Origin of the sequence: Paracoccus litorisediminis (assembly GCF_009711205.1) — a bacterium.
Lineage (GTDB): Bacteria > Pseudomonadota > Alphaproteobacteria > Rhodobacterales > Rhodobacteraceae > Paracoccus > Paracoccus litorisediminis.
In genome coordinates, this window is sequence record NZ_WMIG01000001.1 from 70,018 (window position 1) to 94,924 (window position 24,907).

A 24,907-nucleotide genomic window follows, 5' to 3' on the forward strand; every position below is an offset into this window, starting at 1 on the left:
CGGGCAACCTGAAAGCCCGTGTTTCATCTCGAGGATTTCCTTTGACCTGACCGGCCAGCCCGGTGACGATATCGAGCCGTAATCAGGCCAATGAGGACACCGATGCCGATGAAAATGACGGCGGCCCAATACGAGGCCGCGCTTGATGAGATCGCTGAGCGGCAACCTCCGGAGGAGTCACCGTACGAAGCGGCGCAAGCATACGGTGCCGTCTCATATTCGCTTTCGGTCTTTGGAGACGCGCTGAATCTACGACTGATCGACGCGAGAGGTAGAACCCAGGACATCAAGTTGAGCCAACCAATGGCCGTGTCCTTGATCACGCACTTGACCCAAGCCTGCCAGGTCGTTGACTGGATGGATTCCACTGGGAAGCCCAGCTTCAAACCATCCTGAGAAACCATGTGTGAGATCAGATCCAAGCCCGCCGAGTTCGGCTCTGCCGGAACCCAGTTCAGCTTGATGAACTGACACTCCTGCAACGTCATGACCGCGCCCCCATGATCTCGAAGTATCGGGGCAGCGTTTCGACAGCGTGGGCGACGGCATCGCCATAGGGGCGGTTGATTGCGTCGAACCAATTGCATGCGGTCTGGAATGCAACGCCAAAATGCATCGCGCACTCTTCACGCGACCCGAAGCTGGCGATCATCAGCAGCGACCAGCGACGCATGAACGCGTCGCGGTCAAGGAAATAGCTGGCATGGGCGCGCCGCGCCGCCGCCGCCGTGCGGGCACGACCATCAAAAACCCTGTCACGGGACATTTGATGTCGTGCCGAAGCAGCCTGACGAGACTCAGGGGTCTTATGGAGTTGGGACATGGGGATGCTCGATGGTTGGGGCCGCAGTTGCGGCGGGTTTAGAACTCGATGAAGTGCGCGAGCTTTCCTCGAGAAACTCGGGAAAGAAGTGCTGTGGCGTCAGAGGAAGGCTTCTGCTCTGTGCCTCTCGCAACAGGGTCTGTTGGACATCGGTCGGAACTAGACCGCCAGTCCCACCCCTCTCTCGTGGATAGGTCCATCGGTGCACCCTCGAAAGGGTGCGCCCGGTCATGTTAGCGACGGCTTGAAAGCCGCCACAGATTTCAATGATCGTTCGCGCTGGCTCCATCATGCACATACTAATTGCGATTATCGCAATTACTGGCAAGCGGAATCTTTGCGATTAACGCAGTATCTTTGAGTTGCGATTTGCGCAACATGTGCCCATGGAACTGATTGACGCAGACTGGATCAAGCACCGGCTCACCGGAAAGCGTGGGGAGCTCACCGAATTGGCTCGCGCCGTTGGCGTGAAGCCAGATGTCATAAGCAAAATTCTGAAGGGCGAACGCAGGGTGCAGCCCGGCGAGATGGCTCTAATCGTCGCCTTTTTCCGCCCGCCCTCTAAAGCCGCTCCTGACCCTTTAGAGCAGCGGCTACTCGATCGCATTCAAGAATTAACCGACGAAGAGCGGGCTCTTTTGCTAGGCGCCGCAGACGGGCTGATCGCTCATCGCCAGGTGGCAAAGCGGTAATTTCATCTAGCTTCGCGATCACGAACACCCGGTCATCCATTAATTCATTCCAATCAATGCTCTCTCCACCATGCATGGTAGGAGGACCGGGAACTCGCTCAAGTTGACCTTGAGGGCAGATGGCTCGCGGACTTGCACCACCCAGCCATCCGCCTTCGTGTGGTTGCTCCCAAACCAGCTACGGATTCGCACGAATTATTTTGCGATGATCGCAAATTGCGTCTTGCAGTATTTTGCGTTTATCGCAATTTATATTACAACCGCAACCCATGGATGGAGCGCCCGATGAAGATCCCTCTCGTTCCCACGACCCCGCAGGCGGTCACCGACGCGCGAATGGTCATCTGTGATCCCGAGCTGGCCGCGCGGTTGCCCGAGACCCTCCGCCGCGTGGCATTCATGATCGTGGCCAGCCAGCACGGAATTCGGGTGAGCCAGCGCCAGCGTCCGGCACGAAAGGGACCCCATCAATGACGGATCACGACCATCAGGACCGTCACCCTTTCGCATCGGGCCGCGCCGCAGCTGATTTCCACGTCTCGGCCGACGACATGTCGCCAGAAGAAGCGATGGACGTGAGACTACTCACGGCTCGCCAGAGACGCCTCCTGAACCGGCTGGTGACTATCCTTGTCGGCGCCGGAATGTGCGCCGCACTCATGGTGATCGGCGCCGCCGGATCGATGCTCGCGGTCCTTTTCTCATGACCCATTCGCCCGCCAGACAGTCGCTTGTTCTGCCGGGCATGACTGCCCCCGGTCTCTGCTCGGACCGGGGGCCTTTTTCTGAGACCAAGCGGACGAAACACGACAAACTGGCCTTCGGGACCTGTTTCGCTTCGCGAATATGTCCGAAAGGCCGACGAAGCACTCGTCGCGGCCGGGCAACTGATGCCCCCCGCGCGGCGCATCGAGCTGTTGAGCAGCCAGTGTCGCCCCACCCAATCGAACTGTTCAATGAATCCCTAAGCTGGAGAGGCGCATGAGTACACACGCGGACGGCTGCTCATGTGCCAGCTTCACCTGGAGGGATGTACTGGCCAAAATTTTCGGCCTGCGACCGGTTTGGAAACCGAAGCGCAGGCCGATTGATCAACACGTTACTCGTTATAGCTCGAGTAATAATTGCGCTACGACACAAGGTCTGTGCTCTACCGCACAAAGCGCGTCACTGGCGGATCTTTCGAGGGACATGGAACGGTTGGGGCAGCTGCCAACAATGGCGGCATGCCCACTACGTGCCTGTGCCACTGTGTCCCTCTCCTCGATACGGAGCCATCACCGCGCGATCATTCGTCAGTGCAATCAATGGCTGAATCCTTCATTGCACGATGGTTACCCGGTCCACATCGATGTCGGTCTCCTTCCGAAGATGCGTGTCCACCTCTCCCTCGATGCGTACGACGGTGTTTTCATCGACTTCGGTACCGGGAAAATCGTCCTCGTCAATTTCCACCCGGATTTCGCCGGTGTCATCGCGGAATGTATAGACTTCTTTCTCGACCTGACGGACCAGCCGGCCTTCGAGCTGCACGGCAGCCTCGTCTTCCGGCGCCGCCAGGATCTGCTTCACTGTGGTCGGTACATACGTTCCCTCGTCAACCTGCTTCAGGTCGGACGGACCGCGGTACTGTGCGAATGCCATCGTGGACGTCGTGATGACCATAGCCGCTGCGAGCAAGATTTTTTTCATCGCGTTTCTCCTTACCAGTCAGTCGAACGCGGCCGCCTGGAGAACGGTTCGAGGCGCAAACGGATTCCCGATTTGGGATTGCCGATGAACCTCCCAGGTGCACGCATGCCATCGAACAACAGACCCGAAAGCAGGAGGCTGCGTGATGGGTAAGCACCTCACAATTCAGCCAGCGGCCATGCCGGAGCGTGTCAATCTCGAACCGCGCATCATCGCTTATGTCGGATCCAATACGCTTTGCCAGATGCTAGACATCAGCGACAGCACGTTGTGGGAGTGGGTCCGCAAAGGTCTGCTACCTCGCCCGGTGAAAATCGGGGTTTCCTCGCGCTGGAAATGGACCGATGTTGAGAAGCGGATTACGCCAAATGCCGAAGGCGAAGTCGATGATCCGATCTTGAGGGCAAGCCGTGGCGGCTGATCTTAGGCTTGAGCGTTACGTCCAGCGCAAAATCCGCGCTGGTCGGGAGTTCTTTTACTTCCGCGTAGTAAAGCAGGGAAAAGAAGAGCGGCACGCCCTACCTCACCCTTTCTCCGCGGAGTATCGCTCCTCGTACGACACGGCGCACCGCAAGGTTTTCGGCACGGCACCTGGCGAGAGCGAAAGCCCGACAGGTATCGCCGCAATGATCCATCAACACCGAGAAAGCGAGCGCTATAGAAAGCTTCCGCGCCAGTCTAAGACGCTACGAGACCTAGCCTTGGCACTTATGACAGAGCGGTGGGGAAAGTTCGAAGCCGCGGCAATTCGACCAGTTCATGTCCAGGCACTTTACGACAGCTTGTCAAATAGGCCAGCGACCGCCAATCGCAGACTGGACGACATCAGCGCCACCTTTAGTTGGGGCAAGCCGCGCGGGTTTGTTGACGTCAACCCATGCAGCAAGATTGATCGCGTCTTGTCCGAAGGTGCTTACGAGCCCTGGCCAGATGAAGCACTGCAGACGCTCATCACCAAAGGCAAAAAGGAAATCGTGAAGGTCGCACTTGTTGCGATCTACACCGGGCAACGCCGTGGCGATGTGACCCAACGACTGTCAGACTGCAGCATCGACGGTGCGACATGGTATCTCCAGCAAGGCAAAACCGGGAACGGCGTGCCCGTGCCCCTGCATCCGGTTGTGCTGTCGATCCTTGATCTCGAACGCACTGACCGTCGCAAAGCAGGTCTCGTCGATCCGCGGCGTCCATTGCTGACGAATTCGCGCGGGCAGCCTTGGACCCCGAGTGGATTTGGGGCGTCATGGCGTACTGAACTGATCCGCTTGGGCCTTAGGCCCCAACGGAAAGATGAATACGAGGATGAGGCCTTTGCTCCGACCTTCCACGGCTTGAGGCACACGAATGCCACCCAGATTGCCAACGCTGTTGCCAGAAACCCGGATGTGTTCGGAGGAATCCAGAGGGTTAAATCCATGCTTGGCCACCTCTCAGACAAGATGGCGCGGCATTATGCGAGAAGAGCTGAAGTTGAGGCCATGAACGTCGAAACCCTGCTGCTAATTCCCGAAATTGGGAACACGCCAGCATGGATTGGGAACATGTCAGAAGAATAAGACGCTAAGTCTTTGAAACATGGTGGGCGGTGAGGGACTCGAACCCCCGACATCTTCGGTGTAAACGAAGCGCTCTACCAACTGAGCTAACCGCCCGCCGTGGCGGCTATTAGCGTGAACCGGCGTCGCTTGGCAAGCACCAGTTCACGCATTTTGGTCAGCGCCGCAGTCGCGCGATCAGCGAGGACGTATCCCAGCGACCGCCGCCCATGTGCTGGACCTCTTTGTAGAACTGATCCACCAAAGCGGTGACCGGCAGGCTCGCGCCATTTTCATCCGCCGTGGACAGGCAGATCCCCAGGTCCTTGCGCATCCAGTCGACCGCGAAACCGAAATCGAAGCGGTTTTCCTCGATCGTCTTGTAGCGGTTCTGCATCTGCCAGCTTCCGGCGGCACCCTGACTGATCACCTCGACCACCTCAGAAATACTCAGCCCCGCCTTCTCGGCGAAATGCAGCGATTCGGAGAGGCCCTGCACCAGCCCGGCAATGGCGATCTGGTTGCACATCTTGGTCAGCTGCCCCGCACCGGACGGGCCCATCAGCTTGCAGATCTTGGCATAGCCGGCGATCACCGGCTCGGCGTGGGCGTAATCCTCGGCGCCGCCGCCGCACATGACCGAAAGCTGGCCGTTCTCGGCCCCAGCCTGTCCGCCCGAGACCGGCGCATCGACAAAACCCAGCCCCGCGCTTTGGGCAATTCCGGCCAGTTCGCGTGTGACGGCGGCCGAGACGGTGGTGTGATCGACAAAGATCGCCCCCGCCTCCATCCCGGCAAAGGCCCCATCCGATCCGGTGCAGACCGCGCGCAGGTCGTCGTCATTGCCGACGCAGGCCATGACGAATTCGGCCCCCAAGGCAGCCTCGCGTGCGGTCGGGGCCGCGCGGCCACCATGCTTTTCCGCCCATGCAGTGCCCTTCGAGGCCGTCCGGTTCCAGACCGTGACCTCGTGCCCCTTGGCCGCCAGATGCCCCGCCATGGGGAAGCCCATCACGCCAAGTCCAAGAAAAGAAACGCGCGCCATAATTTTCTCTGCTCCAAAGTTGAAAGGCGCGTTGATCCGGCTCGCGCCCTGTCCTATTCAGCCGAATGAATTTCACCACCTGCCGCAGGGGTCAACAGCCTCTGCGCCCAAGCATCGGGACCGCGCCCAATTCATGGTGACACTTTTCCGCTGGCTTGTGCGCCTGACGGTCGGACTGATTGTGGCAGGCGTCGCGCTGATCGCCCTCGTCTGGTATTTCGCAATCCGTTCTCTGCCTGCCTACAACGCGACCTATGATGTCGCGGGGATCACTTCGCCTGTCGAGATCGTCCGTTCGACCGAGGACGTTCCTCATATCTTTGGCAAGAACGACCATGACGTCTTCTTTGCCCTTGGCCTTGCCCATGCGCAGGACCGCCTGTTTCAGATGAACGTGCTGCGTCGCGCGGCACAAGGCCGTCTGGCCGAGATCTATGGCGCGGGCGCCCTGCCCGCCGATGATCTGGCCCGCCGTCTGGGACTGTTCCGCAATGCCGTCGCCTCGGTCGAGGCGCAGGATGCGCCGACCCGCGCCGCACTTGCCGCCTATTCCGAAGGCGTGAATGCCTGGATTCAACAGGTGAACCTTGGCGCACGCGGTCGCGGCGCGCCGGAATTCTTCCTGTTCCCGGATGAGATTTCCTATTGGGAGCCTGCGGATTCCCTTGCCATCCTGAAACTGCTTGCCGCCAGTTCGACCACCCAGTTGCGGCGCGAGGTCTTGCGCGCGCGCCTGTCCTTGGCCGCGCCCGAGCGTGGCCAAGAGGTCGTCGCGACAACGGCCGAGCCGCCCATGCCCGCCTATGCCACGCTGTTCCCCGATGCCCGCTTTGCCGGGGTCGAGCGTCACGTGCCGCATCCCGACTGGAACACCGGTTTGGCAGGCTACCTGTCGCCCTCGCTGGGGGCATCGGCCAATGGTTGGGCGGTGGCGCCACGGCGCACGGCTGCTGGCGGCGCGCTGCTGGCCAATGACCCGCAATTCGCGCTGACCGCGCCGGGCCTGTGGTATCTGGCGCGGTTGGAACTCGCCTCGGGCGGGGTGATCGGCGGCACGATTCCGGGCATTCCGGCGGTGCTGTCCGGTCGCAGTGCCGATCTGGCATGGGGCATCACCCCGGCCCAGATCGACGATCAGGATCTGTTCATCGAAGAAGTCCAGCCGGGCGATCCCGACCGGTATCGCGGCGCGAATGGCTGGGTCGACTTCACCACCCGCAACGAGACCATCCGCGTCAAGGGCGAAGCCGCGCGCACCATCACCTTGCGCGAAAGCGAAAATGGCCCGATCCTGCCTGCGGGGCAGTTGGACATTGCCAGCATCCTGCCCGCAGGCCATGTCGCAGCGCTGGCATGGACTGGCGGTCAGGCAGGCGACACCTCGATGACCGCGTTGATGAGCCTAATGCAATCTCGCACCCGCGAGGATGCCGCGCAGGCGCTTGTGCCGCTGGTCGCGCCAGCGCTGAACGTCACGCTGGCCGACAAGAACGGCGTGGGTCAGGTGCTGGCCGGTGCCCTGCCCGAGCGTTCGCCCGACAGTCCGATCCATGGCCGGATGCCTCAGCCGGGCTGGAGCGCGGTGCATCGCTGGCTTGGGGTGAACCCTGCCCCCACGACACTGACCGACCTGCGCCCCGAAGGCGGCGTGGTCGCGACAACGGGTGCCGCCCAGCCCGGCCAGCAGATCGTCGGCTTTGACCGCGCCAATCCCTATCGGCAGGACCGGCTGCGCCATCTGATCGACAGCCGCGAGGTCCATTCCCGCGACAGCTTCATCGCCGCCCAGATCGACGTGGTCAGCCCCGACGCCCGCGCCCTGCTGCCCGTCGTCGCCGCCGAACTGTGGTTCACCGACGAGCCCGCCCCGCAAGGCACGCCCGAGCGCCAGCGTCAGGACGCCTTGTCCCTGTTGGCCAATTGGGACGGCACGATGAGCGAGCACCTGCCCGAGCCGCTGATCTACTCCTCATGGATGCGCGCTCTGCAGGAGCGCATCGTGCAGGATGAGATTGGCCCTCTGACCCAGCACCTGACCGAGTTCTATCCCGAATTCATCGAGCGCGTGTTCCGCAACATCAACGGCGCAGGCGAGTGGTGCGACATCCGCCAATCCACCCCCGTCGAGACCTGCACCCAGATCGCGCGTCAGGCGCTGGACGCGGCGCTGCTGGAACTGACCGACCGCTTCGGCCCGGATCTGGCCAGCTGGCGTTGGGGCGACGTCCACCGCGCCCGTCATGTCCATCCGGCGCTGGGGGACCTGCGCGGGCTGTCCTATATCGTGAACCTCGTGCAGCCGACCTCGGGCGGGGATTCGACCATCGCTTTGGCCGGGATGCTGAATGAGGGCACGAACCCCTATCTGAATGTCACCGGCGCGACCTATCGCGGGGTCTATGATCTGGCCGATCCCGACAGCTCGGTCTTCATCATCTCGACCGGACAATCGGGCCATCCGCTGTCGCGCCATTACGACGACATGTCCGAATTGTGGCGGCGGGGCGAATATGTGCGGATGTCGCTGGACCCCGATCTTGCCCGTGCGGCGGCCACCGGTGTCACGCGGCTGGAACCTGTTCCCGAATAGCATCGGGGGGTTGAATCCCCCCGCCAGCTGCCGCCATTCTGCGCCAAACCGTTCAGGAGGGCCGCAAAATGCCGCGCAAGATCATCATCGACACCGACCCCGGACAGGATGACGCGGTGGCGCTGCTGCTGGCCTTGGCCAGCCCGGAGCTTGAGGTGCTGGGCGTCACCACGGTCGCGGGCAACGTACCGCTGGACCTGACCCAGCTTAACGCGCGCATCGTCTGCCAGATCGCGGGGCGGGGCGACATCCCGGTCTATGCCGGATGCCCCGCGCCGCTGTCCCGTCCCCTGGTCACCGCCGAACATGTCCATGGCAAAAGCGGGCTGGACGGCATCCTGCTGTTCGAACCGGAAACGCCGCTGGCCGAGGGTCATGCCGTCGATTTCATCATCGAAACCCTGCGCCGCGAACCGGCGGGAACGGTGACACTGGTACCGATCGGCCCGCTGACGAATATCGCCCACGCCTTTCAGCGCGCCCCGGACATCGTGTCCCGTGTCCAGCAGATAGTGCTGATGGGCGGCGCCTATTGCGAAGTAGGCAACATCACTCCCGCCGCCGAGTTCAACATCTATGTCGACCCCGAGGCCGCGAAGCTGGTCTTTGCCAGCGGCGTGCCTCTGACCGTCCTGCCGCTGGACGTAACCCATCAGGCCGTGACCAATCGCGACTGGATCGAGACCATGCGCGCCAGCGGTCCGGTCGGCCGGGCCGTGGCTGGCTGGACCGATTTCTTTGAGCGTTATGACCGAGAGAAATACGGCAGCGAGGGCGCGCCGTTGCACGACCCCTGCGCCATCGCATGGCTGATCCGGCCTGACCTGTTCTCGGGCCGCGAGATCAATGTCGAGATCGAGACCAAGGGCGAATTCACGCTGGGCATGACCGTCGCGGATTGGTGGCGCGTCTCGGGACGCAAGCCCAACGCGCTGTTCATCCGCGACATCGACCGCGACGGCTTCTTTGACCTGCTGACCCAGCGCATCACGACGCTGGATCGCTGATCCTCAGGGCTGGGGCGCGGGCGCAGCGGGGGGCGCTTTCTCGGGGGTTTTCTTCTGTGCAGGCTCGGCCGGGCCTGCCCCGATTTCCCGGTCAATGCGTTCGATCATCGTCGCGGTGATGTCCGCCGATTGCGCCGAGACAAAGATCGAGCGCTGATCCAGAACCACCACCGCGCCGCGCTCTTTCATCACCTGAGCCAGAACCGGCAGGGCCGCGCGAAAGAACGCCGCGCGCTCTTCCTCGACATGATCCTGCAATTCGCGCCCGACGCTGTCCCTTTGGCGGCGAACCTCGACCACACGCTTGTCGAATTCATCCGCACGTTTGCGGAACTCCTCGGGGCTTAGTGTGGAACGCAGCGCGGTCAGCTGCTCTTCCTCATTCGAGAATTGCACCGCAAGACGTTCATTTTCTTCGGCAATCTTGCTTCCGCGTTGGTCCAGATCGGCCTGCACGCGCATCCCCCATGCCGAGGCACTGAACAGTTCCTCCTGATCGATGGTCAGGATGGCAGGGTTGCTCTGATCGGCGGGACGTTCCGGCGTCTCAACGACCAGCGCCGGCGGAACGACAGGGCTGTCCTGCGGCGGGGCGACCGTCGCAGGCTCTTGCGCCAGCGCGAACGGAGCGCCCAGAACCAGCAGCAAAGCCGCGATGCCCGAGCGCCCGCGCATCAGAATTGCGTCGAGATTGTCATGTCGAAGTTCTGCTCGAGGTCGTAATCTTCCTTGGCGAGCGCCTTCGAGAAGTTGAAGCGCAGCGGCCCGATCGGCGTCGTCCAGAAGACCGAGGCCCCGACCGTGGCGCGCACATGCATGCCGTCATCGACCTCGATCCCGTAGGCGCCGATATTGTTGTCCAGCCCCCAGACCGAGCCCGCATCGGCGAACAGGCCGCCGGCGATGCCATATTCCTCGGGCAGCCCGACCGGGAAGCGCATCTCGGTGCGCAGTGCCCAGAAATAGTTGCCGCCAAGCGCGTCTTCGTTCGGCGCGGCATTGTCGCGCGGGCCGATGCCATTCGGCTCAAAGCCGCGGATTTTTCCGTTGCCGGTATAGCGTTCAAGGAAACGCGAGTCCTTGTCGTCCAGCATATGAACCGCCCCGGCCTCGAACTCGCCAAGGAAGGTCACGCCTTCGCGCCAGGCCTTGCTTTCCACGCCGGAATAGAACGCCGTCGTCACCGATTTCACGTCGCCACCCAGCCCGGCGAAGTCCTGCGAGAAGCGCAGGCGATAACCGGTCAGCGGATCAAGACCGGCAATCCGGCTGTCATAGCTGTAGGTATAGCCAAGCGCCGAGCTGATATAGCCACCCTGCTCATTGAACAGGATCGGCGACGAGCCATCCAGTTCCCCGCTGTCGGGATCGACTTCGATCGGGTCGACGTCGAACAGCGTGTCCTTGCTCAGCTTGTAGCGGACCTCAAGGCGACCGCGTTCCGAAATCGGGAATTCCAGCCCGGTCATCATGCCGACCGAGCGGGTGTTGTAATCCGAATTGTAGCGGTTGGTGGTGTTGTACCACAGCTGCCCGCGGAATTTCAGGTCGCGGCCGAACAGGAAGGGCTCGACAAAGGTCACGCCCGAGGACTGGTTGTCCGCACCGGTCGAGAAGGACAGGTTCACCTCTTGGCCGCGGCCAAGGAAGTTCTTTTCCGACAATGAGGCGTTGAAGCCCACCCCGGTCGAGACGCCATAGCTGACGCCGAAGTTCAGGCTGCCGGTCGGCTGCTCTTCGACGTTCACGTCGACGATGACCTGATCGGCGGCGGTGCCGGGACGGCTTTCGGCCTGCACATCCGCGAAATAACCAAGCGCCCGCAGCCGCTCGGCCGAGTTGCGGATCTCACGCGGGTTGAAGGGGTCGCCTTCGACCGAGTTGAACTGGCGACGGATCACCTCGTCCATGGTCGTGGTGTTGCCCTCGATGTCGATGCGCTCGACAAAGATGCGCTGGCCGCGGGTCAGGGCAAAGGTCAGGTCCAGCGTCTGGCTGCGCGGATTGCGGGTCACGCGCGGCTCGATATTGACGAAGTTCAGGCCCTTGTTGATCGCCAGTGCCTCCATCCGGCGGATGGTGGTGTCGATGATCGTCGGGTTATAGACATCGCCCTTGCGGACGCGGTTCTGGGCGGCGAAATCCGCAGCATCGACGCCCGGGATCTCGCTGATCGTGTTCACCGTGCCAAAGGTATAGCGCGGGCCTTCCTGGATCTGGAAGGTGATGTAGAACGCATCGCGTTCGCGCGCCACTTCCGGTGCCACGGCCTGCACCTTGAAATCGGCATAGCCGCGCGAGCGGTAGAAATCGGTCAGCAGCTTTTCATCGACCGGCAGGCGGTCGGGCGCAAAGGTGTCGCGCTTGATGAAGGTCCGCAGCAGGCCCGCCTGCTTGGTCTGCAGCACGTTGCGCAGCTTCTGGTCCGAGAATGCGCGGTTGCCGACAAAGCCGATGCGCTCGATCTCGGTGACATCGCCTTCGCGGATCTCGAAGACCAGATCGACGCGATTGCTGCTGCGACGGATGATCTTGGGATCGACCCGCGCCGCCAGACGCCCCTGCGAGGCATAGACCTTGCTGATCTCGGCGGCATCGGCCTCGGCCTGGGCGGGCGAAAAGACGCGGTTGGACTTGGACTTGACGACCTCGGTCAGGTTTTCGTCCTTGAGCCGCTTGTTGCCCTCAAAGGCGATGGTGTTGATCGTCGGATATTCGGCGACGCTGACGACCAGCGTGCCCCCGGTCGGCGTCAGCTCGACCTTTTCGAACAGCCCGGAATTCTGCAGGCGCTGCAGGGCGGCGTTCAGGTCGCCACCTGACACGTCGCGACCGCGCTGCAAATCCAGATAGGACAGGATCGTCGCGGGTTCGATCCGCTGGTTGCCCTCGATCCTGACATTGTTGAAGACATAGGCGGCGGCGGCACCGGGCACCATCGCCGCTGGTGCAGCCACGGCCAACGCCGAAATCAGCGCAAGTGCGCCCTTGCCGAGTTTCCGATCCGTCATGCTGCCCCTCGTCTTGCCTTTTTGGCAGGTTCGTCCCGCCGGATTTGCCAAGATGGATACAGCGAAGCAGGCCTGACTGTCAAAAGGCAAGGCTTTGTCAGGGACAGAAAAGATCGTTGGTGAGACCGAAGACCATCAGTGCCAGCACAGCCGCCATGCCAAGCGCGGACAGGATGTCGATCACCCGGTCCGAAGGCTTGCGCCGCGCAACCGCCTCATAGGCATAAAACATCAGGTGGCCGCCATCCAGCACCGGCACCGGCAGCAGGTTCAGGAAACCGATCGCCGCCGACAAAACGCCGATCCACCACAGGAAGTCGCTGCCCCCCGCCGAGGCCGCCTGCCCGGTGCTTTCCGCGATCGAGATCGCGCCGCCCAGATTGCAGCTGCCGATCTGGCCCGAGATCATCGCCCACAGCCCCGACAGCGACGAGGCGATGATGTCCCAGGTCCGCGCCGCGCCCAAAGACAGCGCCTCGACGACGCCGGTCGAGCGCGTGGCCGGGTCGAAATAGGTCCCGCCCCCGGTCACGCCGATCATCCAGCGCTTTTCGTAACCCTCAGCAGTCGGCAGGTCCTGTTCGCGTGGGATCAGGGTATAGTCCGCCTCGCCCTGCCCCTCGCGCCAGACCCGCAGCAGCAGCGGCGCGCCCTGCGCTGCCAGCACCCGCTCGCGCAGTTCGTCAAAGCGCGAGACCGGCTTGCCGTCGATGGCGAGGATCACATCGCCCGCGCGCAACCCTGCATCGGCGGCGGCACTGCGCGGCGCGATCCCCGTCAGCAGCGCCGGCATCGGATCGGGGCCGGGCACGGTCAGTTCCCGCCCGTCGCGGCTGACGGTCCAGTCATGCACGGGTTTGGGTGGCAAATCGGTGGCGATCCGGCCCAGATCGGCCCAGTTTTCCACCTTTTGCCCATCCAGCGCCACGATGCGGTCGCCCGGCTCCAGCCCGATCTGGACCGAGGCGGGTGCCGCCCGCAGCGTGCCGACCTGCGGCGTATCGACCGGCATGCCCTGCCACATCGCGACCCCGCCAAAGACCAGAATCGACAGGATGAAGTTGAAGATTGGCCCCGCCGCCACTGTCGCGAAACGCGCCCAAAGCGGTGCGCCGGGCAAGGATTGGCGGGCCAAACTCGGATCAACAGCTGCGCCCGAACCTGCGCTGGCGGCATTGCTGTCGCCTAGAAAGCGGACGTAACCGCCCAGCGGGATTGCCGCGACCTGCCACAGCGTCCCGTGCTTGTCCCGACGAGAGAACAGTCGCGGGCCGAAGCCCAGCGAGAACACCTCGGCCTTGATCCCCGACCAGCGGCCGACGATGTAATGGCCGTATTCATGCACGGTCACGATGATCGACAGCGCCAGAATAAAGGCGCAGGCCGTCCAGATCAGCCCGCCCAGATCCGCGATCAGCGCGCTCATGCCGCACCTGCCGTGCTGGCAGCCAGCCGACGTCCGCGCAGGTCCCATGCCAAAACGTCATCCAGCGATGCCGGGCTGGCCGAGAAGCCGGTTTCGCGCGCGCAGGCCTCCAGCGCCCGTTCGACCGCCGGAGCCATATCCATGAAACCGATCCGTCCGGCGATGAAATCGTCCAAAGCCTGCTCCTTCGCGGCATTCAACACTGCGCCTGCGGCACCGCCAGCGCGGATCACCTCTCGGGCAAGGCGCAAGGCAGGCCAGCGCGTCTCATCGGGGGCGGAAAATGTCAGGCTGCCAAGCGCCGCCAGATCCAGCGCCGCGACCGGCAAAGCCGCGCGATGCGGCCAGTTCAGCGCGTAGCCGATGGCATGACGCATATCGGGCGCGCCCATATGCGCAATGCTCGCCCCATCGCGGTGGCTGACAAAGGCATGGATGATCGACTGCGGATGGACGAGCACCCGGATGCGTTCCTCATCAATGCCGAAAAATTCGTGTGTCTCAATGACTTCCAGCGCCTTGTTGAACATCGAGGCACTGTCGATGGTGATGCGCTGCCCCATGGCCCAATTCGGATGACACGACGCCTCCGAGACTGTCGCGCGGGCCAGCCGCTCCAGCGGCCAGTCGCGGAACGCCCCGCCCGAGGCGGTGATGGTCACGCTTTCGACTTGTTCGAGGTTTTCACCATTAAGCGACTGGAAAATAGCGGAATGTTCGGAATCAACCGGCAGAATGCGGGCACCGCTGCGTGCAGCCTCGGCCATGACCAGACGCCCCGCCGCGACAAGGCTTTCCTTGTTGGCAAGCGCCAGCGTCCCGCCACGGCGCAGGACCTCGAGCCCCGGAGGCAGACCCGCCGCGCCGATGATCGCCGACAGCGTCCAGTCAGCGGGACGGGCGGCGGCCTCGGCAATAGCCTCGGGCCCTGCAGCAGCCTCGATCCCGGTGCCGGCAAGCGCCTCGCGCAGTTCGGGCAGCTTCTCGGGCATGGCCGTAACCGCAATCTCGGCCCGCAGGGCGCGGGCCATTTCGGCCAGTCGTGCGACATTCGACGCGCCAGTCAGGGCGATGGTCCGGAAGGTCTCCGGCTCGCCTGCCCGCATCAGCAGATCAAATGCACTTTCGCCGATAGAGCCGGTGGCCCCCAGCACGGAAATGCTGCGCATCTCTCAGCCTCCGATTTCCGGAAGGATATGGAAAAGCATCAGCACCAGCGCAAGCAGCAGCGCACCCGCCATCGCGTCAAAGCGATCCATCACCCCACCATGGCCGGGGATCAGGTCGGAACTGTCCTTGGCGCTGACCCGGCGTTTCAGCCAGCTTTCGGCAATGTCGCCGAACTGCCCGGCAATGGCCAGCAACGGCCCGATCAGCAGGATGCCTGGTCCGGCGCAGCCGAAGGCGTACAGGATGCCAGAGAGGACCAGCGCCCCAACCCAGCCGGCCAAAGTGCCGCTCCAGGTCTTTTTCGGGCTGATCGAGGGCCAGAAGCGTGGCCCGCCCAGTTTGCGCCCGACGAAATAGCCCAAGACATCCGATTGCACGACGGTCGCCACGATCCACAGCACGGTGGGCAGGCCCATCACCTCGCGCAGGACGACCAGCGCATAGCCCGCACCAAGGATGGTCGCGGTGAAGGCGATATAAGCCCGGCGTTCGTGGCTATGGGTGCCCGGAAGGCCCGCAAGGATCGGAACAAGGGTCAGGATCAACGGCCAGTCGCCCGGCAGTTCGACCATGGCGATCAGGACCAGCGCCGACAGGACGGCAATCAGGACGGGATGGCGCGGGCTGTGAAACTCGGGGTGACGCCAGCCGGTCAGCCGCGCCAGTTCCCACATCATCAGCCCGACCACGATGGCGACGCCGAAATGCAGCCACATGCCCGAGGAGACCAGCAGCAGCACACCCAACAGCAGAAGCAGTGCGCCCCAGCCGAACCGGGTTCGCAGATCGGCCCATTGGCCCGACTTCAACTTGCCGCGAAGACCTCCGGGGGGAGTATCAGGCACCCTCATGCGCTACCAAAGCGCCGGTCGCGCATGCTGAAGCGGTCGAGGATCTCGGCCAGATGCTCGGGGGTGAAATCCGGCCACAGCGTTTCTGTGAATTCATATTCCGAATAGGCCGCCTGAAAGGGCAGGAAATTCGAGGTCCGGGTCTCGCCCGAGGTGCGGATCACCAGATCCGGGTCGGGATGACCCGCCGTATCAAGGCAAGCGGCGAAATCGGCCTCGGTCGGGTTCGTCACCTCGCCCCGCGCCACGCGCTGTGCCAGCCGTTGCGCCGCCCGAGAGATTTCGTCCCGGCCGCCGTAATTGATCGCAACGGTCAGGTTCAGGCGGGTATTGCCGGCGGTGCGCGCCTCGATCCCGGCCATCAGGCGCTGCAGGCGCGCATCCAGCCGCTCGCGCGCGCCAATGAAGCGCATCCGCACGCCCTCGGCGGCAAGGCCGTCGGCCTCGCGTTCGATGTAGCGGGCAAAGATCGCCATCAGGCCGAGCACTTCCTCGGTCGTGCGTTTCCAGTTCTCGGTCGAGAAGGCATAGAGCGTCAGCCAGTTCACGCCCAGATCCGGGCAGGCCCGGACCAATTGCTTGACGCGCTCGGCGCCGCGGCGATGACCGACCAGCCGCGGCCAGCCCTTGTTGACCGCCCAGCGACCGTTGCCATCCATGATGATGGCAACATGTCGGGGTCGGGCGATGTTCGTATCGGACAGTCTGGCTGCGGGATCGGCCATATGGTCAGACCTGCATGATCTCGGCCTGTTTGGCCTCAAGCGCCTGATCGACCGCCCCGATCATCTTGTCGGTCAGCTCCTGCACCGAGGATTCCCAGAACTTCTGATCGTCTTCGGACATGCCCGAGGACTTGGCCTTCTTGATCTGGTCCATGCCGTCACGCCGCACGTTGCGGATGGCGACGCGGGCATGCTCGGCATATTGCGCGGCCACGCGGGTCAGGTCGCGGCGGCGCTCTTCGTTCAGTTCGGGGATCGGCAGCATGATGATGGTGCCGTTCAGCTGCGGGTTGATCCCCAGACCCGAATCGCGGATCGCCTTTTCTGCCTTGCTGACCAGTGCCTTGTCCCAGACGTTGATGGTCACCATGCGCGGTTCGGGCACGTTCACCGTGCCGATCTGGTTGATCGGCGTCGGCGAACCATAGGCGTCCACCATGATGGGTTCGACCATGCTGGCCGAGGCGCGGCCAGTGCGCAACGAGGAGAACTCGTGGCGCAGGCTGTCCATCGCCCCCTTCATGCGGCGTTCCAGGTCGTCGGTGTCGATCTCAATCTCGTCGGACATGCTCGATCATGGCCTTCTGTGCTGTGGTTTTCAGCGCTTTTAGCCGAGAGGGGCAGGCAAGGCAAAGCCTATGCGGGTATTTTAGCCATGAACCCGCGTATAAGTGCCCTCTCCAGCAAGAATTCCGCGGAAACCGCCGGGTTCGTCCAGCGAGAAGACGATGATCGGCAGGTTGTTGTCGCGCGCCAGCGCAATCGCCGAGGCATCCATCACGCCCAGGTTCTTTTGCAGCACTTCGTCATAGCTGACATTGTCGTAGCGCTTGGCGTCGGCGTGCTTCTTGGGGTCTTTGTCGTAGACGCCATCGACCTTGGTGCCTTTGAAGATGGCTTCGCAGCTCATCTCATTGGCGCGCAGGGTGGCTGCGGTATCGGTGGTGAAATAGGGGTTGCCGGTACCGGCGGCAAAGACGCAGACGCGCTTTTTCTCCAGATGACGGACGGCGCGGCGGCGGATATAGGGCTCGGCAACTTCGTCCATGCGGATCGCGCTGATGACGCGGGTATGGATATCCTCGGCCTCAAGCGCGGCCTGCATGGCCAGCGCGTTCATCACGGTCGCCAGCATCCCCATGTAATCGGCGGTGGCCCGTTCCATGCCCTGCGCGCTGCCCTGCAGCCCACGGAAGATGTTCCCGCCGCCGATCACCATGCAGATCTCGACGCCCATGTCATGGACCGACTTCACCTCTTGGGCGATGCGCGCAACAGTCGGCGGATGCAGCCCGTAGCCTTGGTCGCCCATCAGGGCCTCGCCCGAGATCTTCAGCATCACACGCGAATATTTGCCAGCTTGCGGGATTAGGGAGGACATCGCCGAGGAACCTTTCAGTATTTCATTGGGGCGCTAAATGTCGCAAACAGGGCGCATGTTCAACAGCCAGAGCATGCGGGCATAGTGACGCAGCCCCAGGAAATTCTTTCGTCGATATCTTGCGACAAGCATGTGCTGATCGCGGGACCGACAGCAAGCGGAAAATCGGCGCTGGCCATCCGCATCGCGCAGGCACAGGGCGGCGTGATCGTGAATGCCGATGCGCTGCAGGTCTGGTCCTGCTGGCGCGTGATCTCGGCCCGCCCCTCGGCCGAGGAAGAGGCCGCCGCACCGCACCGGCTTTATGGTCACATGCATCCGGGCCAGAGCTTTTCCGTGGGCCAATGGCTTGATCAGGTGGCCGAAATTCTGGCCACCGGCCAGCGCCTGATCGTGGTTGGCGGGACCGGGATGTATCTGCACGCCCTGTCGAACGGGTTGGCGGTCATCCCACCCGTTCCCGACCATGTGCGGGCACGCGGCAATGCCCTGATCGCGATGGAGGATGGTCTGACCCGCATGGTCGAGGATCTGGACGCGCCGACGCGCGCGCGGATCGACCTGCGCAACCCCGCCCGCGTCCAGCGTGCATGGGAGGTCCTGCAGACCACCGGGCGCGGCATCACCGACTGGCAGGCCGAAACCGGCCCCGCCCTGATTCCACGCGAGAAATCGGAAAGACTTGTCCTGACATCGGATCGTGACTGGCTGGCCGACCGGATCGCGCGGCGCTTTCACGCGATGATGGATCAGGGCGCCTTGGACGAGGTTCGCGCCATGCTGCCGCATTGGGACCCTACGGCACTTTGGGCAAAAGCGATCGGTGCACCGGAACTGATCGCTTATCTGCGTGTTGAGACGACCTTGGACGAGGCTGTCGAAAGAGCCATCATCGCCTCGCGCCAATATGCAAAATCACAGCGGATCTTCTTTCGCGGACGCATGAAGGACTGGCGAGAAATTCGTATGGATGCTGCATCCTGACAGCAACAGATTAACGAATTTTCAACCTCAACGGGATTATTCATGAGTCGGACGAAAAAGCCGGGTTAGCCTTGACTCATCGAATCGTGAAAGCACTCGCATGACCGGAAAACTGCGCTCGCGTGATCAGGGAAATGCCTCCCCTCCGAAGGATGAGGTTGATGAAAAACTGATCGGCGCGGCGATCAATGCCGATGTCATCCTCGAACCCTCGCAGACCGATCCGCGCCCGGTGCGCGGCTATGCCGGGGTGGCGCTGCCCGAGCCCCATGACCTGCCGGTCATCCCCTCGGCCGAGCCGGCAGGCGCGCCCCAAACCCCGACCTCGCGCCCCTTCGCGCGCAGCGACGGCCTGCGTCTGATGCCGCTGTCGGGCTTCATCTGGGGTGGCGCGACGCAGAACCGGCAAGGGGCCAGACCGATCTCGGCCCAACCGCGGGTACGCGGCGATCACGTCATCCTGCTGGTCACCCGAGGGTCCGCGGATATCGACTTTCCGCGCAAACGTCAGCCTATCGGTCAGGGGCGCATCGCCTTCATCCCGTCGGGAACGGCGTTTTCGTTCCAGCCGCCCGCCGATATTGACGGCTGGGCGCTGCTTTTGCCCCCCAATCTGGGGATCGGACTGCCGGTCGGCTTTCCGCTGGCCTTTCGTCAGGGCACACCCCATCCGGCGGATGAGCCGCTGTTGGAGCCGGCTTTCCAGGCCTTGGGACAGGATCGCGTGCTGGGACCCAGAGCCTCAAGCGCCACGGCATTGCATCTTGGGCTGCTGGCCCTTGCCCTGACCCGCGCCGTCGACAAGCCGCAGGTTCAGGACGGCGATCATCTGCAATCCTTGGTGGCACGCCCGCTGACCGAAAGCTTCCTTGAGCTTGCCGCAAACCACCTGGCCGATGGCCGCACAATCGCTGATATGGCGCTCGAACTGGGCTGCACGCAGGCCCAGCTTGACCGCGCCTGCCATGACAGCCGCGGCCGGACCCCGCTGGAGCTGCTGTATTCGCTGCGTCTGGAACGTGCGGCTCAGCTTTTGCGCGACACCGACATGCCCATCCACGCGATCGCTCAAGAAATCGGCTATAGCGGTATTGGCCATTTCATGCGCGTCTTCACCGCCGCCACCGGCCGCACGCCCGAGGCGTTTCGCGCAATGGCGTGGAGCGGGACTGACGGGTCTGACTAGACGGTTTCCGGGTGCTTCCTGATGGGGTTTCCCGGTGCTTAGCGCAGCATCGCTGTCAGATGACCATTTATCGGCAAATCTGCGAGTTACGACGGTACATCGGGTGGTGCATTAAACGATAATGCCCTGCAAGGCTCCAGCCATCGTACCCCCGGCTCTTTGCGGCATTCTAATGTCTCGCTGCGCCGATGCGCTGCCTATCTGAGCCGCGCGTAGTATGTATATAGTGAGAGATGGTCGATATCACAGACTTACCTAGAGGAAGCGCGGGACACGGTCCCTCGTTCGCCACGCGAGCAAGACCGGCAATCGGTTCAAAGCGAAGCGGTCGTTGCCCTCGTCATCGCGATGGATATTCCAAGGAACGGACGCCTCGATATCCACAGGCACGCTGTCACAAACACCCCGCAAATTGCATGATGATCGTGCTGCATGAGGGCGCGACGCCAATAGCCTCAAGATGAAGCGCTTAAAGACCAACTTCAGCCTATCAAATGACGCGTTTGATGATCGGCAACAAGTGAACGAGACAATGGAGCAGATGGGGGGATAGCACCCCCGAAGGGTCACGGCCCCGCACACCTGCCCATTTTGCGTCGCGTTGAACGAGGCAACCGCATCGCCGCCGACCACAACCTTTTAGTTCGACACGCTTGCCACGCCCGAGGCCGTCCTTGACCAAGGAAGACCCCTCGGCAAAGCCTTAGTCCTCATCCGCCTCCTGCTCGGCGGCGACATCGTCTTCACGCCCGCGGAACCCCTGCGCCACGACGAATTTCTCGGAGGAGTCAGAGCGGCTGGCCGGAGGTTTCACGTTCGCGACCTTGCGGAACCGGCGTTTCAGCAGGGCCTGCATCTCGCTCTCGGCGCCACCGGCCAAGACCTTGGCGACAAAGGTGCCGCCGGGCTCCAGCACGTCAAAGGCGAAATGCAGCGCGGCCTCGATCAGGGCCACGATACGCAGGTGGTCGGTGCCCTTATGCCCCGAGGATGCGGCCGCCATGTCGGACATCACCACATCGGCGCGACCGCCCAGCCATTCCTTGACCTGTTGATCCGCGCCATCCGACAGGAAATCCAGCTGATGGACCTCGGCACCGGCGATCGGCTCGATCTCTTGCAGGTCGACACCCAGAACGCGACCGATCTTCTTGCCCGATTTTTCACCCAGCGCATTCACGCGCGGCACGGCGATCTGGCACCAGCCGCCGGGCGCGCAGCCCAGATCGACAACCCGCGCGCCAGGCACGAGGAAGCGATACTTGTCGTCCAGTTCCATGATCTTGTAAGCGGCGCGGCCACGATAGCCGTCCTTCCGCGCGCGAACGACATAGGGGTCGTTCAACTGCCGCTCCAGCCAGAGCGTGCTCGACAGCCTGCGCCCCTTGGCCGATTTCACCCTTACGCGCAGATCGCGCTGCCCGCGGCCCGAAGTCTTCTTCGTGCCGCCTGGTTTCTTGCCTTCACTCATCTCATGCTACCCCGTTCAGTCCGTCGGGGGCCAGCACCCCGTCCTTTACCATTTGCGCATATAGCAGGCCTTCGCGCAGACCGCGATCCGCAACCGACAATCTTGTTGTCGGCCAGACGCGCATCAAGGTCTGCAGGATCGCCGCGCCTGACATGATCAGGGCGTGACGCTCTCGGCCGATGCGCGGATCGGCGCGCCGCCCTTCCGGGCCCAGCGTCAGGTAATCGCGGATCACCCGGTCGATCTGGGCCGAGGTCATGGTCAGCCCGTCCACCTTAGTCCGGTCATAGCGACGCAGACCCAGATGGCTGGCGGCGACGGTGGTGACCGTGCCTGACGTGCCGATGACCTGGAAATTCTCTTCGATCTTCTGCGTCAGCGAATAGGGGCTGAAATCCGACAGCATCTCCTCGAAATGCCAGGACATCAGGGCAAAGCGGCCCTCGTCCTCTTCGACATCCTCGAACTGATCCCGCAGCGTCGCGACGCCCAAGGGCACGCTGATCCAGTCGACCACGCGCGCGCCACCCGGCTGCGGACTACGAAAGTCATCAGCCAGCCGCATGATCGCACGCGGGCGCTCCTTGGGCTCGACATCCTCAAGGTCGATCCAGACCAGCTCGGTCGAGCCGCCGCCGATATCCACGACCAGCAATTGCTCGGTCCGATGGCTGACCAGCGGCGCGCAGGAGATGACGGCCAGTTGCGCCTCTTCCTCGGCATCGATGATCTCGACCGGCAAGCCCGTCTCGCGCCGGATCATGCGCAGAAAATCGCGGCTGTTGCGGGCGCGGCGGCATGCCTCGGTCGCGACCAGGCGCATGCGCGTGACCTTATGCGCCTCAAGCTTGCGCCGGCACACTTGCAGGGCATGGACCGTCCGCGCCATGGAGGAACGCGAAAGCCTGCCGGATGCTTCCAGCCCCTGCCCCAGTTGGACAGGTTTCGAGAAGCTGTCTACCACCTGGAATTGACTGCCCGCGGGGCGGGCAATCAGCATCCGGCAGCTGTTGGTGCCAAGATCCAGCGCCGCATAAAGCGGCCCGTCCTCGGCCGGGCGGGTGACGAAAGGCTCGACCGTATTGCTCGGGATCGCGTCCGCACCCGCGGGACGCCTGGGCGTCATTGCACGCCCTCCGATTACTTGTTGTAACAAAGTTAACCCGCGCCTCTATTGCGTTCAAGGGGCTGCGGTTGTGTCAAGCCCTCGACAGAGCGAAGTTCGGGGGGTATCTGGCTGAATATGATCGTGATCGCTGCACTCATTCTTGGAGCCCTGATCGGCTGGCGTCGCGCGGCCCGGCTGGGCGGAGCCCGGTTCGACCGGATGCAATACGCCGCCGCCCATGCGCTTGGCCTTGCGGTTCTCGGCCTTTTCCTGACCGTCCTGATCGACCGGATGACCTGATGTTCCGGCCTTTCCTCGACAGTCTGCGCCGGCATGGAGTGCCCGCCAGCCTGCGGGAATATCTGGACCTGCTGGCCGGATTGCAGGCCGGGCTGTCGGACTGGACGCCCGAGGGATTCTATCACCTTGCCCGCGCCACGCTGGTCAAGAACGAGGCCCATATCGACCGCTTCGACCGCGCCTTTGCCGAGGCTTTCGCCGGGCTGGACGACATTCCGGTCGAGGCGCTGGTGGATCAGGTGTCGATCCCGCAGGAATGGCTGGAAAAGCTGGCCGAGAAGCTGCTGACCCCCGAGGAACGCGCCGCCATTGACGGCCCCGGCAGCTTTGACGAGCTGATGCGCCGCTTGCGTGAGCGGCTGGTCGACCAGAAGGGCCGCCATCAGGGCGGCAACAAATGGATCGGCACGGCGGGCACCTCGCCCTTTGGCGCTTACGGCTACAATCCAGAAGGCGTCCGCATCGGTCAGAGCGAAAGCCGCCATCGCCGCGCGGTCAAGGTCTGGGACAAGCGCGAGTTTCGCGATTTCGACGATTCGGTCGAACTGGGCACGCGCAATATTAAGGTCGCGCTGAAGCGACTGCGGCAATGGGCGCGGCATGGCGCAGCCGAGGAACTGGATCTGCCCGGCACCATCCGCGCCAGTGCCGAGCATGGCTATATCGATGTCCAGACCCGCCCCGAGCGTCGCAACGCCGTCAAGGTGCTGCTGTTTCTGGATGTCGGCGGCAGCATGGACGATCATGCCCGCCGCGTGGACGAGCTGTTTTCAGCCGCGCGCAGCGAATTCAAGCATCTGGAACATTTCTACTTCCACAATTGCGTCTATGAGGCCGTGTGGAAGGACAGCCGCCGCCGCTGGACCGAAACGACACCGACCTGGGATCTGCTGAACCGCTACGGGCGCGACTACAAGGCGATCTTCGTCGGCGATGCCTCGATGTCGCCCTATGAGATCGCGGCGCCGGGCGGCGCGACCGAACATTGGAACCCGGAATCCGGCCAGACATGGCTGCAACGCCTGCGCGAGACCTGGCCCGACCATGTCTGGCTGAACCCGGTCCCGCAGGACCAGTGGCGGCACACCCGCTCGATCGCGATGATCGACGAGATTTTCGAGGGACGGATGCAGCCCCTGACGCTGGAAGGGTTGACGCAGGCGATGCGCGTCCTTGGCTAGACGCCGCCCCTGCCCCATATTCGCTGCATGCTTCGCTTCACGCCGATCCTGCTGATCCTGCTTTACGCCGCCGCGATGTGGTATTTCTCGCTCTGGCGGCTGAAGGCCGAGTTGAACAGCCGTTCAACGCCGCTGGACCACCCACGTCTGAAACCGATGCTTCAGCGTCTGGGCAAGGCGATGGACCTGCCCCCGATCCGCGCCCATGTCTATGAAATCCCGGCGGTCAACGGGCTGGCCGCCCCCGATGGCCGGGTGTTCCTGACCCGCGGTTTTCTGGACCGGCTGGACCGGGACGAGGTCACCGAGGCGGAACTGGCCTCGGTCATCGCGCATGAGCTGGGTCATGTCGCGCATGGCCATTCCCGCCGCCGCATGGTCGATTTCGCGGGCCAGAACGTGATCCGCGCCGTGCTGGCCGGGGTGCTGGGTCGTTTCATTCCGGGCATTGGCGCATGGCTGGCCGGGCTGGTCGCCGCCGCCGTCGCCGCCCGCCTGTCGCGCCAGGACGAATTCGAGGCCGACGCCTTTGCCAGCGCCCTGATGATCAAGGCGGGGCTGGGGACCGAGCCGCAGAAAAGCCTGTTTCGCAAGCTGGACCGTCTGGCTGGCCCGCGCGGTGCCTCTCCGGCATGGCTGATGTCCCATCCCCGGACCGATGCACGGATTGCGGCAATCGAAAAACTTGAATCACGTTGGCAGCCGCGCTGACTTGCCCGACGCGGC

Annotated in this window: 26 protein-coding genes and 1 tRNA gene; 13 read left to right on the forward strand and 14 right to left on the reverse strand. The window is 63.1% G+C overall.

Features of this window, described 5'->3' with window-relative positions; all coding sequences use genetic code 11:
- Window positions 1-102: 102 nt before the first annotated feature.
- Window positions 103-396, forward strand: a complete 294-nt coding sequence (locus tag GL300_RS00370; RefSeq protein WP_155037606.1) for a hypothetical protein — start codon at window positions 103-105, stop codon at window positions 394-396.
- A gap of 88 nt (window positions 397-484) precedes the next feature.
- Here the strand turns inward: GL300_RS00370 and GL300_RS00375 are convergent, their stop codons facing one another.
- Window positions 485-766, reverse strand: a complete 282-nt coding sequence (locus tag GL300_RS00375; RefSeq protein ID WP_155037607.1) for a hypothetical protein — start codon at window positions 764-766, stop codon at window positions 485-487.
- Window positions 767-1,209: 443 nt separating this feature from the next.
- Here GL300_RS00375 and GL300_RS00380 point away from each other — a divergent pair, with 443 nt between their 5' ends.
- From GL300_RS00380 to GL300_RS00390, 3 genes are all read left to right on the forward strand, one after another.
- Complete coding sequence (locus tag GL300_RS00380; RefSeq protein ID WP_155037608.1) at window positions 1,210-1,518, forward strand: helix-turn-helix domain-containing protein; 309 nt, start codon at window positions 1,210-1,212, stop codon at window positions 1,516-1,518.
- A gap of 285 nt (window positions 1,519-1,803) precedes the next feature.
- Window positions 1,804-1,992 carry a hypothetical protein gene (locus GL300_RS00385; RefSeq protein ID WP_155037609.1) on the forward strand — a complete coding sequence of 63 codons (189 nt, stop codon included), beginning with the start codon at window positions 1,804-1,806 and terminating at the stop codon, window positions 1,990-1,992.
- Window positions 1,989-2,225, forward strand: a complete 237-nt coding sequence (locus tag GL300_RS00390; RefSeq protein ID WP_155037610.1) for a hypothetical protein — start codon at window positions 1,989-1,991, stop codon at window positions 2,223-2,225. Before GL300_RS00385 ends, GL300_RS00390 begins: the two co-directional genes overlap by 4 nt.
- Before the next feature lie 613 nt (window positions 2,226-2,838).
- Here GL300_RS00390 and GL300_RS00395 read toward each other — a convergent pair.
- On the reverse strand, window positions 2,839-3,210 hold the full coding sequence (locus tag GL300_RS00395; protein ID WP_155037611.1) for a YgiW/YdeI family stress tolerance OB fold protein: 372 nt from the start codon (window positions 3,208-3,210) through the stop codon (window positions 2,839-2,841).
- 145 nt (window positions 3,211-3,355) lie between these two features.
- Between GL300_RS00395 and GL300_RS00400 the strand changes: the two genes are divergently transcribed.
- Together GL300_RS00400 and GL300_RS00405 are read left to right on the forward strand one after the other, a co-directional pair.
- Window positions 3,356-3,631 carry a helix-turn-helix transcriptional regulator gene (locus GL300_RS00400; protein WP_155037612.1) on the forward strand — a complete coding sequence of 92 codons (276 nt, stop codon included), beginning with the start codon at window positions 3,356-3,358 and terminating at the stop codon, window positions 3,629-3,631.
- Window positions 3,621-4,766, forward strand: coding sequence for a tyrosine-type recombinase/integrase (locus GL300_RS00405; protein WP_155037613.1), 1,146 nt, complete (start codon window positions 3,621-3,623; stop codon window positions 4,764-4,766). The genes GL300_RS00400 and GL300_RS00405 overlap by 11 nt, the downstream gene beginning before the upstream one ends.
- A gap of 20 nt (window positions 4,767-4,786) precedes the next feature.
- Here the strand turns inward: GL300_RS00405 and GL300_RS00410 are convergent.
- Both GL300_RS00410 and GL300_RS00415 read right to left on the reverse strand, forming a co-directional pair.
- Window positions 4,787-4,862 (reverse strand) — tRNA-Val (locus GL300_RS00410).
- Window positions 4,863-4,923: 61 nt separating this feature from the next.
- Entirely contained in the window at window positions 4,924-5,790 is an 867-nt protein-coding gene (locus GL300_RS00415) for an NAD(P)-dependent oxidoreductase (RefSeq protein ID WP_155037614.1), read from the reverse strand.
- Window positions 5,791-5,923: 133 nt separating this feature from the next.
- On the opposite strand from GL300_RS00415, the gene GL300_RS00420 reads away from it, so the two are divergent.
- Together GL300_RS00420 and GL300_RS00425 are read left to right on the forward strand one after the other, a co-directional pair.
- Complete coding sequence (locus GL300_RS00420) at window positions 5,924-8,380, forward strand: penicillin acylase family protein (protein WP_155037615.1); 2,457 nt, start codon at window positions 5,924-5,926, stop codon at window positions 8,378-8,380.
- Window positions 8,381-8,448: 68 nt separating this feature from the next.
- Window positions 8,449-9,387 carry a nucleoside hydrolase gene (locus tag GL300_RS00425; RefSeq protein ID WP_155037616.1) on the forward strand — a complete coding sequence of 313 codons (939 nt, stop codon included), beginning with the start codon at window positions 8,449-8,451 and terminating at the stop codon, window positions 9,385-9,387.
- Window positions 9,388-9,390: 3 nt separating this feature from the next.
- Here GL300_RS00425 and GL300_RS00430 read toward each other — a convergent pair whose 3' ends face one another.
- From GL300_RS00430 to pyrH, 8 genes are all read right to left on the reverse strand, one after another.
- Entirely contained in the window at window positions 9,391-10,062 is a 672-nt protein-coding gene (locus GL300_RS00430) for an OmpH/Skp family outer membrane protein (RefSeq protein ID WP_170297583.1), read from the reverse strand.
- Window positions 10,062-12,398: an outer membrane protein assembly factor BamA gene (bamA, locus tag GL300_RS00435; RefSeq protein WP_155037618.1), complete on the reverse strand. Its 2,337-nt coding sequence runs from the start codon at window positions 12,396-12,398 to the stop codon at window positions 10,062-10,064. The genes GL300_RS00430 and bamA overlap by 1 nt, the downstream gene beginning before the upstream one ends.
- Window positions 12,399-12,495: 97 nt before the next feature.
- The gene (gene rseP, locus GL300_RS00440) at window positions 12,496-13,824 is read right to left on the reverse strand and encodes an RIP metalloprotease RseP (RefSeq protein WP_155037619.1); all 1,329 of its coding nucleotides are present in this window, start codon (window positions 13,822-13,824) and stop codon (window positions 12,496-12,498) included.
- On the reverse strand, window positions 13,821-14,993 hold the full coding sequence (gene dxr / locus GL300_RS00445) for a 1-deoxy-D-xylulose-5-phosphate reductoisomerase (RefSeq protein WP_155037620.1): 1,173 nt from the start codon (window positions 14,991-14,993) through the stop codon (window positions 13,821-13,823). The genes rseP and dxr overlap by 4 nt, the downstream gene beginning before the upstream one ends.
- 3 nt (window positions 14,994-14,996) lie before the next feature.
- A complete protein-coding gene (locus tag GL300_RS00450; protein ID WP_155037621.1) occupies window positions 14,997-15,845 on the reverse strand; it encodes a phosphatidate cytidylyltransferase in 849 nt (282 codons plus the stop codon).
- Window positions 15,842-16,570 carry a polyprenyl diphosphate synthase gene (gene uppS / locus GL300_RS00455; RefSeq protein WP_155037622.1) on the reverse strand — a complete coding sequence of 243 codons (729 nt, stop codon included), beginning with the start codon at window positions 16,568-16,570 and terminating at the stop codon, window positions 15,842-15,844. Before uppS ends, GL300_RS00450 begins: the two co-directional genes overlap by 4 nt.
- Window positions 16,571-16,574: 4 nt before the next feature.
- Window positions 16,575-17,138: a ribosome recycling factor gene (gene frr / locus GL300_RS00460; RefSeq protein ID WP_155037623.1), complete on the reverse strand. Its 564-nt coding sequence runs from the start codon at window positions 17,136-17,138 to the stop codon at window positions 16,575-16,577.
- An 81-nt stretch (window positions 17,139-17,219) separates the two neighbouring features.
- The gene (gene pyrH / locus GL300_RS00465; protein ID WP_155037624.1) at window positions 17,220-17,951 is read right to left on the reverse strand and encodes a UMP kinase; all 732 of its coding nucleotides are present in this window, start codon (window positions 17,949-17,951) and stop codon (window positions 17,220-17,222) included.
- Window positions 17,952-18,035: 84 nt separating this feature from the next.
- Between pyrH and miaA the strand changes: the two genes are divergently transcribed.
- A complete protein-coding gene (gene miaA / locus GL300_RS00470; RefSeq protein ID WP_394206850.1) occupies window positions 18,036-18,935 on the forward strand; it encodes a tRNA (adenosine(37)-N6)-dimethylallyltransferase MiaA in 900 nt (299 codons plus the stop codon).
- Window positions 18,936-19,035: 100 nt separating this feature from the next.
- Window positions 19,036-20,121, forward strand: a complete 1,086-nt coding sequence (locus tag GL300_RS00475; protein ID WP_155037625.1) for a helix-turn-helix transcriptional regulator — start codon at window positions 19,036-19,038, stop codon at window positions 20,119-20,121.
- A 703-nt stretch (window positions 20,122-20,824) separates the two neighbouring features.
- Here GL300_RS00475 and GL300_RS00480 read toward each other — a convergent pair.
- Window positions 20,825-21,592 (reverse strand): RlmE family RNA methyltransferase, encoded by a 768-nt coding sequence (locus GL300_RS00480; RefSeq protein WP_155037626.1) that lies wholly within the window; start codon window positions 21,590-21,592, stop codon window positions 20,825-20,827.
- A 1-nt stretch (window position 21,593) separates the two neighbouring features.
- Window positions 21,594-22,718 carry a Ppx/GppA phosphatase family protein gene (locus tag GL300_RS00485; RefSeq protein WP_155037627.1) on the reverse strand — a complete coding sequence of 375 codons (1,125 nt, stop codon included), beginning with the start codon at window positions 22,716-22,718 and terminating at the stop codon, window positions 21,594-21,596.
- 123 nt (window positions 22,719-22,841) lie between these two features.
- Between GL300_RS00485 and GL300_RS26115 the strand changes: the two genes are divergently transcribed.
- From GL300_RS26115 to GL300_RS00495, 3 genes are read left to right on the forward strand one after another with little or no spacing between them, the layout of a single operon-like run.
- Window positions 22,842-23,000, forward strand: coding sequence for a hypothetical protein (locus GL300_RS26115; RefSeq protein ID WP_170297577.1), 159 nt, complete (start codon window positions 22,842-22,844; stop codon window positions 22,998-23,000).
- Window positions 23,000-24,181 (forward strand): vWA domain-containing protein, encoded by a 1,182-nt coding sequence (locus tag GL300_RS00490; protein WP_155037628.1) that lies wholly within the window; start codon window positions 23,000-23,002, stop codon window positions 24,179-24,181. The genes GL300_RS26115 and GL300_RS00490 overlap by 1 nt, the downstream gene beginning before the upstream one ends.
- A 27-nt stretch (window positions 24,182-24,208) precedes the next feature.
- Window positions 24,209-24,892 carry a M48 family metallopeptidase gene (locus GL300_RS00495; protein ID WP_155037629.1) on the forward strand — a complete coding sequence of 228 codons (684 nt, stop codon included), beginning with the start codon at window positions 24,209-24,211 and terminating at the stop codon, window positions 24,890-24,892.
- The last annotated feature ends 15 nt before the right edge of the window (window positions 24,893-24,907 follow it).